The sequence below is a fragment of the Veillonella sp. ICM51a genome (assembly GCF_000524355.1).
In the GTDB taxonomy this organism is placed as follows: domain Bacteria; phylum Bacillota; class Negativicutes; order Veillonellales; family Veillonellaceae; genus Veillonella; species Veillonella atypica.
In genome coordinates, this window is the sequence record NZ_JAPX01000047.1 from 37,341 (window position 1) to 50,470 (window position 13,130).

Below are 13,130 nucleotides of genomic sequence, written 5' to 3' on the forward strand. Positions count from 1 at the left end.
TCCTTTATTATACCTGTTATACAGGTATAATTCAATATCACTGCATATTTCACAGGTAAATATATAAAACTAAACTACGATGATTTATTCTATAAAGATTTTCTACACGGATAATCTCAACACCTGCCTATGACACTAATAGTCACCTCCTCTTATAAAAAATCACTTAATTATCGCTTATGATAATCTTCGTCACTTTGCTCCCATTATGTTCAAAGAAGCAACAGAACTCATATTGCCAGCCAGTAATACAGCAATACCCAAACTAAATACTATAAATTTTGTTCTCATCATTCTCTCCTAGTCTCTCAAAACTATAAATTAATATAATCTTATTGATTATAAAGTGCTATTTTCTTCATATACGAAGGAATATAAACCGAATTTGCTTCTAACTGCTTCTTATAGGTCCCGTCTACTCTCCATTGCGGTTCCTTTTGAAGTGTTCTTGTATTATCAAAGTCTACATATTCAATCATATCTCTCAACTGTTTATGATTATATAAGGACATACTTTCATCATAAAGAATTCGATAACTATAAGCATATACTGAATCTTTTGTATAGTGTCTCAAGTACGAGTTACCTTTGGTTATTTGACGATCAATCAAGAATCCTGGCAAGCCATTATTCCATACAGTAGCATATTGTGTAGGCATATCAAGGTCGCCATATTTATCCAAAAACCACAGTATTTGAGGTCTGGCGCCAGAACGATCTATATTATCTTTCTTAAATACATGACGTATAACACGAATCATGATTCCCTTATCTTCATAGGTTCGCACCTCATACCGACCTTCTTCTATAGTTTGACTAATCAATTTAGCGGTTTTGGGAATACGATACGTAAAATTACCCCAGCTTTCAGCCTTAGAATAAGAATCCAATCCCACTAGCGATTCAATAGACGGAATAATATAATTACTCATAACTACTTCAGCAGGTCGATTTTGAAACGGATCATTCTTCGTCACAGAACGACCATATGTAATGCCATACGTATGGTTGGAATTAGACGGAGTGAATTCAGTATACATCACATGTTCTTTAGCATCCGACACGAATTTCCAAGAGGTCTGTTTTAAATTGTCATATGTATACTTTCCATGCTCATAACCCTTTATTTGCTTACTATGAGGAGGACCTACAAGCAAAAATCCAGTAAGACTCCGAATAGCATATAATGGTCTTTTTTCTGTATTTGATGTAACCACGTCGCCTCGAATACTAACATCAGGCACAGAGAAACGAATCGCATTAGCTTTGTCATGCACCAAAACAACAGTAGATTGTGAAAACTCTGCTAATCTAACGGCTTTATCATATCCAGGTTTCTCTTGATTAATTTTTGTTATCAATGAATCTGAGGCTCTCGGATGAGACTTAACATACGCCACATATGCGTCTACCTCCTTAACAGCAGGCTCATTGATATGTGAATAATTTTCATAGGCATTTGCAGGAATTTTCCTGTCTGCACCAGGTACAGAAGGTTGTCCGGCCGGCACCTCAATCTCTACGGCATTAACATTCATAGTAAAAGCTAATGCCATCGCCATCATAAATAAGCTACGACGCATCATATTACACCCTCTTCTCTCAACATAAAATAAGCACAACACTTCTTAGTATAAGTATACTATGCTGAGAAGCATTGTGCCTATTGTTTTATGGTTTATTCGTATTTGACGATATATATGCTATTTTTATGCCCATACACATGGCGTTTTCAGCAAGTTCTGAATGATATTGTGCCCTGTTATGACGGTCATGACTGATGGAGCGCAATAGGTAAATTCTGGATCTGGCAAAATCGTTTTGATGTAGCAATCTTGTGTTTCCATAAATGATTTGTATGTATCAAGTGAAAACAGTCCATAGTTACCACATAGTTCCCATCTATCTTTAGCGAGAAGGTCCAAAAATTCATCGGCGTGTGGGTCATATGCAATGTTAGGTAAGGTGCTGGTTGTTAGCCCCGTATCACTATTTGTACATGGGGAAATATGATACATATACCCTCTTGGTGTGATACAAAGCATCCAAGTAATGGCTCTAGACATAAGGGTTCGTTTCAAAACGCCAAATACTTCTTGTAATCTTGATTTTCGCACATACAGAGCATAAAAGGTTTCCCTATATTCCGTTGGGTCATCAGGCGTATCGAGATAGGTTTGCTCCACTATATCAAAGGGAACATTACATATATTAGCGAGGTCTTCAATCGAATGGCGCCATATTCCTCTACGTACTAAACTAATACGCCTTTTGGGGAATAGTAAAATATATTCACTGCCAATATAATCAGATAAAGCACCAAAATGAATGCCATCTTGACGATTAAACTCAGGAAATTGCATACGCCGATAATCAACGTCAATGCCCGTACAAGCGTAGCTTTCACCTAAAACAGTGCTACCATAGGTCTCAATCTGATGAGGATCCCAGTCCCCTAAGTCATCGCCATACCGCATCTTGCCATGATCATAACGAAGCATCTTGGTATGCCCCGTAGGAGACACGCAGAGCACGCAAGGATACCCATACCGCTGCGTATACCAACCGCCCACGCTGTGCCAGTCCGCAATCCGATTTTCAGGCCATGCAAACAAGGTCATTTCCACCGGCTGCTGTCCATGTACACCATTCACGGACGCCGTGCCATGAATCGTATGCTTATACCAATTTCGGCCAATCATATACTGCCATGCCAACGGTGGCGTCGGACCACTTTGGCCAACAGGATCGCTAATCACAATGAGCAGACCCATCCGCGCTTTGCGATAGGGTCTAACGATATCATTAATTTGGCGCACTAAACCTTGATTCATAGGACATCCCCCTTTTACCTTACTAATCTTGATGAAAGCTAACGCTGTTTACACCTTTAGTATAAATGAGTAGATGTGTAAAATTTAGTGCATAGAGGCATGCAAACTTATTACTGCTTAACATATAGGAAAGTTATATAATTATACTTAATAAAGAGAATATAAGTATTGTTATAGCTCCTATAAAAGAGATGATATAAGCAGGAGAGGTTAATATGCAAAAACTACCACTATTAGTAGGTGCTTTCATCATGAGCACTATGTTGTCGCCAGTAAAGGCCATCAACGTCAACATTCCTGATGCGGATGCGAAAATTCCAAAAGATGCGTATATAAATTATCAGGCCTCAACCCCAGCCATTGAACAGGATGTGGCCAATTATGTAGAAACGTTAAAGAGCACCGATAAAGCCAACGGTATTAGTAGAAACGAACTAGCCTATGCCAAAGAGGCCTCCATATATCGTGGCGAGCATTACCACAATACGGTTATTTCCGTTCACAATCGATACAGCCAAATCCGGCTTTCATTCCCCGTAGCAGGCATAAAAAGCGAATATAATATTGGCCGGTATAAAAATCCAGATCGCACCATAGAGGATTATCGCGTTATAACTGATAATGGCAGTCTTAATCTAGAAATCGACTATGCAGATTACAAAGATCAGGATTGGCGCAACACTAAAATTGCCTATGAAAAACTAACAGATAAGGACGTTCGTAAGTTCTTACAAGATAAAGCAAAGAAGAGTCCAGAAAAGCATATTTCTGATATAAAGGCGACTGTATTTTCATACCCTACTGTTAGCTATAGCACCTGGGACAGCATGAAAATGCCTTACCTCAAAAACGGTCAAAAAACGACGATGACCGTGGATACCATCAACTTTAAACATATGGGCTTTGCCATACGGTATCCTCTATATCATGCAGGTATCGCCTATTTCGATAATAAACCGGTGTTGAATAAGGTGCCTACTGACAATCTACTCGCCAATTACGTGCTTCCATCGGTAAAAAATCTCAATGAGTTGAATCAATATTCACGCATAGAAAATCTAAATGGCATACAATATCGCGTACCTAAAGATGCCCTATTCGAAGGTGAAAGTAAAGAAGATTATCAAGATATTAGATATTACAAAAAAGGATCCATAACCTTTTTTGTTTCTACTATCAATCTTACTAATAATCCGTATACTCGTAATCTTATCATTGATGGGCATTACAATTTCAGTAGGAATTTACATTCATTCTGGAATATATACCGGTACCACCCAACACCAGAGTATATTAATTACGCTGTTGTATGGAATAATAATATACCTGGCCTATCCATACATAGTTATGAACCATATAGTGATATTCAAATCCTAAACTTTGAATCCTATGATGGCACCTATGGTTTTATCTATACCATCTTTTATCCGAACTTTTTAAGTGCTGATGAAGTTCAAAAATTACGGAATATGATTGAGTTCTTTGATTCTACGAATAATCCGGAGTTTAAACTACAAGAGCATGTTGTGTTTCCAGAGAATCGCTAACTAGAAAACTAAATACAACTAATCTGCTATCTTAAGATACACAAATAGCCAGTACCGCAATCGCAGTACTGGCTGTTTGTATGTGTAGTGTATTCTATTCTGTTATTATACAACTATTTAGAATTTTTGAGGTCTCTATTTTTTCTTGCCTTGTTTTTCATGTTGTTCTACAAGAGCAAGAAATTCTTTAAAGTTGTTGATTTTAACGGCTTGCCATGTACCATCATCAAGTTTCTTCATAGCAAGGTTGAATGTTACGTCTTGGTTAAGTTCTTTGGAATTAAATGTAACAGGTACAACGGCACTATTGCCATCAACAGTAGCAGAACCAATGCTTTTGAACTCAAGATCTTTAATACCAGTTTTTTCTTTCATATCATCAGCTGCTTGTTTTTCACGAGCATTTTGATTTGAATCTTCAGGTTGCTTTGCAATGGCATTGTAAATTTCATTACTCAAAATAGGCACAATCTTAGGTTTCAAACCTTGGAACATCACCTCAGCAAGGCCTTTAAGTGGGTTGTCTTTAATTTCAGGATCTTCCAGTTGCATAGCCACAACATCATCATAGCCTGAACCGATGATAGAATCTACATCAACATGTTTTTTGAAAGCATTCACATCGTGTTTTTCTACGGCTTCACGAGCAAGATTCAAGGAATACACAGGGGTTTTCGTGAAATACAAGAAATACCAACCCACTACAATCGCCACAACAGCGACTAATGCAGCAATAAACAGTTTCTTTTTAGACATAAAGGTCTCCTCTCATAAAAATAAGCACAATCTTATTAGCATAAGTATACTATGCAAATAAGGCTGTGCCTATAATTTATAAAATATATACTATCTTATTTTTTGTAGTGCCAATTTAATTTCTTGAAGTTCAGCACGTAAATCTGCATTGTCAGCTTGTAAGTCCTTAATTTGTTGTGCCATTTCCCATTTATTCATTTTAAGTTGTGGGTCTTGACTGCCGACTTTAAAACTTGCACCAATATTAAAAGAACTATTACCGTCTAAGGCTGAACCAGCATGAATCATAACATTTTCATTAGGTTGATAAGAAGCCCCGATTGCTACTGCACTTGCATTTTTATAATGCCCAACACTAGTTGCAAAGCTCCATTTATCATTAGGGTCATAGTCTAAATATTTAAGTCCCCCTAATGCATTAGCTGAGGCACCTACTTTAGCTACTTGTAAATCTGTATAATGATTGGCTGCGGAAATAGCTGTTTGACCGATATTAGAAATTTTAGACTCTACTTCCTTTAATTGACTAACATTAACCGCATCCGTACTATTTTCACCGTTTTTAACGTTAGTAATACGATTTCCTCCGTTATCAAGGCCGTCATTTGTTAAAGATACAGTTTTATATATTTCACGTTCGCTATCATCATGTGGAGGATTATCATTAGGATCTAGATACTTTTCTTTAGTAATAGTAATACCATTGCCATTGATCACAGTACGCCGAACTACGTCGTCTGCATCAGGATTAGCATCAAAATCTGGCTGATCCTCATCAAGGGACGTCTCAAATGTAGCACTATTCATATCAACTAAATCTCTTTTTAAATTTATTGAAAACATCTGCTCGGATACTATTACATCATCAGGATCTAATGCAGGCATTAAATTAGTATAAGTATGTCCAGGTGCCGAAACGTCAAGATTCTTGTCCTGTGAGTAAACATAACTTGTATTATCTACCAGTCTTCCATCAATTTTTTCTGCCATTACATTCATACTAAATACAGATAATACGCCTACCATTAACAATAATTTTCTATTCATATCCCCTTCTCCTTGTATCTCACCATACCACAAAACCCTTATATATCGAAAAAAATAATTTTCCTCATGTTGAATAGTATAAAGCATCTGACAATTTACATCAATCTTATTTTTCACTTTAAGTTCATTATATTGTGAATATAATTCAAAATTAGTTTCAACACCATGCAAACAGCAATAGGTACGTTCTCTCATTAATATACTATCCTATATTCACGAGAGCGTGCCTATATATCATTATTGTAATTTTTGTAGTGCTACTTTAATTTCCTTAACTTCAGCCCGAAGTTCTTCATTATCTGCGCGTAAGGAAGCATTATCAGCTTGTAAATTTTTGATTTGCTGTGCCATTTCAAAGCGACTCATTTTTAAATTAGGATCTTGATAGCCTAATTTAAAAGAGGCGCCGAGATTAAATGTACTTTCACTACCTAAAGCAACCCCAAAATGAACCATGGTATTCTCATTTGGTTGATAAGATGTACCAATAGCACCCGCTGTTGTATTTTTATAATGGCCTACACTGGTTGCAAAGGACCATTTATCATTTGGATTATAATCTAAATAATGTAATCCAGATAAAGCAGCCGTCGCAGCCCCAGCCTTATTAATTTTACGATCCATAGTAGCCATAGCATTATTAATTTTGTTATCCACATTTACCATGGCATTATTAATATGACTAGTAGCATCATGCAATTGACTCACATTGACAGCATCATTAGGCGCCTCACCAGCAGCTACATCATGTATTTGCATATTGCCTGCATGGATACCAGCCTCAGCATCATATGTCAGCATAAGGCCATTGGGTTGACCATCACTAACTGTTATACCTGTAGTCTTAACCTGTGTAGAATATATTTTTATAGTACTTGGATCTGCATCTGGATCTGGCCCTGGTGCCATAGAGTTAGCACCTGCCACATCAACAATGCTTAATCCATCGCCATTAAAACTCATACTTCTTTGATGATTCGCTACATCTAAAGTGCCAGAAGTAATAATGGTACGCTCATTACTCCCATCTGGAAAATTATCATTAATCATGATTTGATCACTTGAAATAATGGTACCAACAAATGGTTGGTCAGCTGGTTGAGTACCAACGCTAATCGTCTCAGCGCCCACATCTACGGATGCACCGATAACATTACTGCTACAAACAGACATCATTGCTGCTAATACTAATAATCGCTTATTCATGATAACTCTCCCTCTAACCTACACGGTCTCAGTCACACACAACATATCTTTATAGATTTTCAGTTATAACTCCTTATAAATAGAGATATATCCTGACAAAACTATACAGTTACTATTATTATAAGAGCTGCTTATTTTTACGTCAACGATATTTTCATCTTACTTTCATCTATTTTGAAAGCTTAATATTTTTATATTAAATTCAAGAAATAAAGCAATAGCCAGTACCGCAATCGCAGTACTGGCTATTCGCTTTTTTGTAAGGCAAATAAGCGCTCCTATTTCACAACTACATCATCAAATTGCAGGCCGTACACATGTTCATACAAGCGGTTAGCCAAAAGATATCCTGCAAAGCCAAAGTCTACAGGGGCCGTTGCCATCCTTCTATCTCTCGCTTCGCTTTGTGCATCATATCGGTTTCCATCTACATGGAACACTTTAAAATCAATAATAGTAGATGAAATCCCTGAACTCTTTTGTTTAGACAACCATAGATCTTTATACGATGCTAATTGATGGGCATCCAATTTCTTAATTAAATTGGCAAAGGACTGCTTTGTATCAAAGGTGTAAAGAACCTGCTTTTCCTGAATCGTATCACCAGCAGGCATAAGTACATACTGTGTGATGGTAATTTGCTTTGTTCCATTCAGCCCGTTAGAGGCCTTGATGGAATCCTTATCTATATAGGTGCCATCACCATTGCCGCTTTCACCAAAGCCATGAAGCATTTCATAGCGGCAAGTATTTTGTAATTCTTGCATGGACATGCTATGCGCGGGCACCACACAAGACAGCGCCAACGCCATTGCTATATATAGTACTTTCATCATGGGCCTCATTTCACCACCACATCCTCAAAATGCATACGATACGCTTCATAGAATAATGTATCTGCTATATCATAACGCGTCGTATTTGGAGCCATGCGCACAATAGCACGAGTCGAGGCTTTCACCTGAATCGGCAACGACTGCCCATCAAAAGAGAATACGCCTAAGGGTTCCTCGGAGCCCACCATGCCTGTTTTCATTTGTGCCGCATCAATAACCGTCGTCAACGAAGCACCGGCTTGTTTTGCATGATATACCTGACTCGCCAGCGACAAACGAGTGTCATAGGATACAATCCAGGAATCACTATAAATAACATGTTTCCGCGGTGATTGGTACGCATTGTATACCGTAGCTTTAATTTTATACATAGGTGGTGCATACTCTAATACCTCTATGGAACTCGTATCTAGATACCACGTAGTATGCTCATCCGCATTAGGAACATCAGGCGTTACCTCATACATCACCTTAAACTGTGGTGACGACTTGAGTTCCTGTATCGATATCGCTTGACTAGGTATGGTGAAAGCTAACGCTACTGCGAACATTATAAAAATACGTTTTAACATAAGACTCTCCTCTTAGAGATTATAATATAAACACTATAACTCACTCATTCATCTTAATTTGACGATATATCATAACCTTATTATAATATAAGAAGATAGCCAGACGAGTCGTAACGTCAGGCTCATCTCGAAAATTAAATCACTTAGGAAATGGCCTTTTCGTTTATCTAGCTACCAAGCGGTAACGGAGGGCTATTTGCTTTTAGTGAGGCAAATAAGAGCTATTAGAGCTCCAAAAGCGATAACAACAGTCATCACCTGCAATAGGAGCATGATGATTTCATAATCACTCATAGGCTTACCCCTCCCTTCAAAAACGAAGAGAGGCCCAACCTCGTCTAACTATCTTATGTTAATTATATATCAAACAAATATACGATACAATAAGTATCGTATTATACCGATTTATAGATAAACCTCTACCTAAAAATTCTAGGTAGAGGTTTCTTTTCATATCTACATTATATTATCCACTATAGTAAATGAGGTAATAAGTTATATTCTTTTACATCACTTAGCACATTACTATTGCCATATCGATTACGTTGGTACCGAATCAATACAACTTGATTCGTATACTTATTGAATACAAAAGATAAACCTTCATTGTGGTAACCTACGTATTCACCCACATAGTATCCTGTATATGTATCATATCCATGATAGATGTCTCCACATGGTTCGGCTGGTCGTCCCCATTCAGTATCCTCAAGAAGTGGCCCATAAAGGGATTCTACTTCACTTCGTGTCATACCTACCATGGCCCCTTTATTGGTTGCATATCCTGATTTTATAATATATATCATACTCGGCGGTGTACTATAATCCCATAATGAAATAAGAACTGATTGGTCAGCAGAGGTATACATATCATGATTAGAATAACGATGATCCGCTAGCCATAAAGAATAATGGTAATAATTCAAATAAGAATACATATCCGAATTAGATTCTAATCCAGCTAAGACACCTGCATCATCAGTTTTGGCAAACACAGTTTGCCCTATACAACTAACGATAAGAATAGAGCTTAATAAGAGTTTTACAAGCAAATGTTTCAATATACTCACCTCTTAGAGATTGTAGCAATACGCACTGTATCATAACCATGGTAGATGTCGCCATAAGATTCGGCTGGACGGCCCCATTCAATATCCTCAAGAAGTGGACCATAAAGGTTCTTCTTTTTTTATTTATTAGTTAACATAGCCTTGATTTCAGCAAGCTCTGCTTTTAACTCAGCGTTTTCTGCTTTAATCGCGTCCATTTCTTTAGCTATGTTTTTAGTGTTAGCTTTAACACCTTTAGTCGTATCACCTACACGAATAGATACACCACCATTAAGCATATGTTCACTACCAACCGTAGCACCAAGATGTACTAATACATCTTCATTTGGTTGATATGCTAAACCAACAGCACCAGCGGTAGCACCTTTATATTGACCAAAGGATGCCGCAGCAGATACCTTATGATTTGCGTCATAGTCCAAATATTTAAGACCGCTTAATGCAGCATTAGCTGCACCAGCTTTCGCAATACGTTGATCAGTATATTGTTTAGATTCGCTTAGTATGTTGGAATTACCAAGTTTATTTTTTAAATCAGCGATATCATTCGTATTGATATCCGCTTGAGATCTAAGTTCCTTCAATTGGCCTACATTAACAGCATCTGTGTCGTCTTTTCCTGCAAGAACACCGTGAATTTGTTGGCCACCCACATCTACATTATCTATAGAAAATTCCATATCTCTTTCTGGGTGAGTACTATAATAATTATCATCATACTCACCATCATACTCATAATCAGTAGGATGACCGTACAGCGTAATACTACCACCAACTGCGGTAATACCCTTACGATGATCCGATACATCCATACCATGCATAGTGTATGTAGCCAAGAATTGACCAGACTCTCTAAAACTAAGTTCTTTACCAGTCAAAGTTGTTAATTGATTTGGCTCATAGCTATCTCTTGGTTCTGTACTATGTAATTGAATAACCGATCCATCGATTTTAGTCACCCCCCGTTTATCAAAATGTGGCCAGTTGTCGAGATGTGTGAGATTGGTAAAGATACTAGAAGATGTAGACTCATCTTTAAATTCCACTGCAGTCGTATAAGTTGAACTACCGCTTGCTTCAACAAAGTTTACGTTAGCACCAATTGCTAATAATGCACCTAATACAAGTAATTTCTTTTTCATTATAGTTGTTCTCATTGTTTGGAATACGAATGGTTTTTCAATACTGCAATCGGTAAGTGCTGTTGCAATAGCTGTCCTTAAAAAACCAATATTCATTAGACTTAGCAATAAATTAAAAGAACTTTTACGGAAAGGACAAAATGCACCCCCATTTAATTCACAAACTCTCTGCATATCGAAAAAAATAGTTTTATTATTACTTTGTAGTGTAAGACATTTAACAATTTATATCAACCTTAAATTTCACGTTATGTTCATGAGAACAAGGTTTGTCGTGGAGCTTGATATTCACAAGGTTTAACGCTAAGGTTTTGCCATTATTCTAATTTTTGTAGTGCTACTTTAATTTCCTTCACTTCAGCCCGTAGTTCTTCATTATAGGCGTGTAAGGATGCATTATCGGCGCGTAAAGATGCATTATCGGCTTGTAGGTCTTTGATTTGTTGTGCCAGTTCAAAGCGGCTCGTTTTGAGTGATGGATCTTGATATCCTACTTTCACATTTGCCCCTAAACTCACCATATTACGACTATCCCCAAGAGTCGTCGCTATATTAAACAGGGTATGGTCATTAGGTTGGTAAAAGGCCCCTAATGCAGTGGCCTTAGCATTTTTATAGTTACCTATACCTACACCAAAGCTCCACTTATCATTTGGATTATATTCCAAAGGGTGCAATCCAGCCAATGCGGCCGCACCTGCACCGACCTTAGCAACTTGAGCATCGGTATACGCCCGTGATTGATTAATCACATCAGAATTAATATTTGTAATCTTGCTTTCAACCTCTTTCAATTGCGCCACATTCACGGCATCCGCGTTGTCTACACCTCTAGCCACATCATGAATCTGTTGATTACCAGCCATAATGCGATTCGTAGAGAATTCAATGTGTCTACCATCATGCGTTTGGCTAGAGAAACCATTCGTGCCAAACTGACTTGAGTTGCCATCGATACTATTATTGAAAGTTAACGCTGTGCTTTGTAAAGAGGCCGTATTATGCGCAGCATTAAAATAAGCGCCTTGAGCAGTCAAGGAGGAATTTAGGTTCTCTCTAATATTGTTGAATCGTACTTCATTACTATTTATTTCAGAACTATTAGCATCAACTGAAGGTGCAAAATCAGGATTCTCATACGCTACAAACTTTGCAGAGCTTAACCCCTCTAAGTCTTGATTTAACGACACATAATAATCATCTTTTGTCGTATTAAACTGCCTATACTTGTCGACCGTAATATTAGAGCTACTACTATTCACCGTAGGAATTTTGGATGTAACATAGTTATCAGCCATCTTTAATTTATACTTAGTAGATCCATCTGGATTCTTACCTTCGGTAACGATAATATCGTATGTATACGTTTCAGCTGCAACGGTAGAATGTCGCATAGCCTCTTTAGCCACACTATATAGTTGGGCCCCATTGACAGCATCGGTAGAGGTCTCGGTCATGGCGCCAGGCGCAATTGTTTTCAACTGTCTGCCACCAAAGGAAACCAAACTAGTTGCACCACGTTTAGCATCACTCTTTAAAAATTTAAATTCATTATTAGGGTCTACGGCATCTGGGGTACCAATGGCACGCACATAATTACCAATAGCAATATTGCCACTTGTGGCCATCGAACTAGACCCTATTACGATACCATTACCTTCAGCTGTCGATGAATTACCAATAATAGTATTAGGTTGATGCGGATTTTCTGATGTAGCTGTATTAGCTCGGCCAACAACAATGGACCCATCACCTTCGACATTATTATGAACACCAAAGATAAAATTCCCTGTCCCAATTGCTTGTCTATATCGCGGCGTAGTCGCTGTATTATTAGCACCTACAATAATATGGCTATCATTACCGGAATTATTTCGACCAACGATAATAGAATCGTGTTTTGCGGTATTGTTTGAACCTACCGCCATAGCCCAATCCGTAGTATTCATATTACCAATAGCAATATTAGCTGATGTGTTCGCCGTAATGGTATTATCTGTCCCTAAATCGACATTAGCATATAAATCTGCCATTCTTGCGGGCATACTTATAGTTCCTAATATACTAGCTACCAATAACACTTTATATAATTTCATGTATAACCTCTTTCTTACCCCTTA

At 37.7% G+C, this 13,130-nt stretch carries 11 protein-coding genes; 1 reads left to right on the forward strand and 10 read right to left on the reverse strand.

Going from position 1 to position 13,130, the window contains the following annotated elements; translation table 11 throughout:
- Positions 1-332 precede the first annotated feature (332 nt).
- Positions 333-1,586 (reverse strand): hypothetical protein, encoded by a 1,254-nt coding sequence (locus tag HMPREF1504_RS08510; protein WP_038125100.1) that lies wholly within the window; start codon positions 1,584-1,586, stop codon positions 333-335.
- 123 nt (positions 1,587-1,709) lie between these two features.
- The gene (locus HMPREF1504_RS08515; RefSeq protein ID WP_038125101.1) at positions 1,710-2,834 is read right to left on the reverse strand and encodes a hypothetical protein; all 1,125 of its coding nucleotides are present in this window, start codon (positions 2,832-2,834) and stop codon (positions 1,710-1,712) included.
- Between the two features lie 215 nt (positions 2,835-3,049).
- On the opposite strand from HMPREF1504_RS08515, the gene HMPREF1504_RS08520 reads away from it, so the two are divergent.
- Positions 3,050-4,381 carry a hypothetical protein gene (locus tag HMPREF1504_RS08520; protein WP_038125103.1) on the forward strand — a complete coding sequence of 444 codons (1,332 nt, stop codon included), beginning with the start codon at positions 3,050-3,052 and terminating at the stop codon, positions 4,379-4,381.
- 135 nt (positions 4,382-4,516) lie between these two features.
- Here the strand turns inward: HMPREF1504_RS08520 and HMPREF1504_RS08525 are convergent, their stop codons facing one another.
- From HMPREF1504_RS08525 to HMPREF1504_RS08560, 8 genes are all read right to left on the reverse strand, one after another.
- On the reverse strand, positions 4,517-5,137 hold the full coding sequence (locus HMPREF1504_RS08525; protein WP_038125105.1) for a hypothetical protein: 621 nt from the start codon (positions 5,135-5,137) through the stop codon (positions 4,517-4,519).
- A 90-nt stretch (positions 5,138-5,227) separates the two neighbouring features.
- Positions 5,228-6,379 (reverse strand): YadA family autotransporter adhesin, encoded by a 1,152-nt coding sequence (locus HMPREF1504_RS10640; protein ID WP_051411705.1) that lies wholly within the window; start codon positions 6,377-6,379, stop codon positions 5,228-5,230.
- A gap of 42 nt (positions 6,380-6,421) precedes the next feature.
- Positions 6,422-7,390: a YadA-like family protein gene (locus HMPREF1504_RS08535; RefSeq protein ID WP_038125107.1), complete on the reverse strand. Its 969-nt coding sequence runs from the start codon at positions 7,388-7,390 to the stop codon at positions 6,422-6,424.
- A 278-nt stretch (positions 7,391-7,668) separates the two neighbouring features.
- A complete protein-coding gene (locus tag HMPREF1504_RS08540) occupies positions 7,669-8,226 on the reverse strand; it encodes a hypothetical protein (protein ID WP_232203345.1) in 558 nt (185 codons plus the stop codon).
- 5 nt (positions 8,227-8,231) lie between these two features.
- Positions 8,232-8,798 carry a hypothetical protein gene (locus tag HMPREF1504_RS08545; protein WP_038125111.1) on the reverse strand — a complete coding sequence of 189 codons (567 nt, stop codon included), beginning with the start codon at positions 8,796-8,798 and terminating at the stop codon, positions 8,232-8,234.
- A gap of 473 nt (positions 8,799-9,271) precedes the next feature.
- A complete protein-coding gene (locus tag HMPREF1504_RS08550; protein ID WP_038125113.1) occupies positions 9,272-9,859 on the reverse strand; it encodes a hypothetical protein in 588 nt (195 codons plus the stop codon).
- A gap of 128 nt (positions 9,860-9,987) precedes the next feature.
- A complete protein-coding gene (locus HMPREF1504_RS10125) occupies positions 9,988-11,010 on the reverse strand; it encodes a YadA-like family protein (protein ID WP_051411707.1) in 1,023 nt (340 codons plus the stop codon).
- Between the two features lie 317 nt (positions 11,011-11,327).
- On the reverse strand, positions 11,328-13,106 hold the full coding sequence (locus tag HMPREF1504_RS08560) for a YadA-like family protein (RefSeq protein WP_038125115.1): 1,779 nt from the start codon (positions 13,104-13,106) through the stop codon (positions 11,328-11,330).
- Between the last annotated feature and the right edge of the window lie 24 nt (positions 13,107-13,130).